At 72.5% G+C, this 668-nt stretch carries 1 protein-coding gene; it reads right to left on the bottom strand.

Annotated elements, in window-relative coordinates:
* Positions 1-24: 24 nt before the first annotated feature.
* The coding region (locus A612_RS12335) for a DUF445 domain-containing protein (protein ID WP_019374777.1) at positions 25-668 on the bottom strand (644 nt) is incomplete at its 5' end.

Genomic DNA, 668 nt, shown 5'->3' with positions numbered 1-668 from the left:
CGGGTTGAAAGCCGCCGCCCGCCGCTAGCCTGCGCGCGGCGCGACCAGCGCCCACAGCGCCCCGGCGTGCGCGACGGCAAACAGCAGCAGGCCGATCAGCCCACCCACCACCGTGCCGTTGATGCGGATGTACTGCAGGTCCGGGCCGATGTGCAGCTCCACCAAGCGCGCCGTCTCGCTGGCATCCCAGCGTTGCACGGTGGCCTGGATGTGCTCGGCCACCGACTGCGCCACCTCGGGCGCGAAGGTCGCGGCCCACAATTCCAGGCGCACGTTCAGGCGCACCCGCAGCGCCGCGTCCTGCGCGAGCGAGCGCCCCAGCCAGCGGCCCATCCCCGCCACGCGCTGCGCCAGCTGCGAGTCCTCGTCCAGCAGGTCCTCGCGCAGCTTGCGCCGCACGTCCTGCCACAGGTGGCGCACATAGCGCGCCAGCACTTCGTCGTTCTGCAGGTAGCGGCGCACCTCCTCGCCGCGGCGCGCCCAGTCCGGATCGGTCTGCAGGCGCTCGATCAGGCGCTCGACGGCCCCATCCAGCGCCTCGCGCAGCTCGTGCCGCGGGTCCTCGGCGATGGTCTTGAGCAGCGCATCCACCGCGTGCGTGATGGCGCCTGCGCCCTTGCCGGTGAGCCAGTCGGTGGGCAGCATCTTCTGCTTGAGCGGATGCTCGC

The organism is Melaminivora alkalimesophila (genome assembly GCF_000282995.1).
In the GTDB taxonomy this organism is placed as follows: domain Bacteria; phylum Pseudomonadota; class Gammaproteobacteria; order Burkholderiales; family Burkholderiaceae_C; genus Melaminivora; species Melaminivora alkalimesophila.
This window is presented reverse-complemented; position numbering and strand designations above follow the sequence as displayed.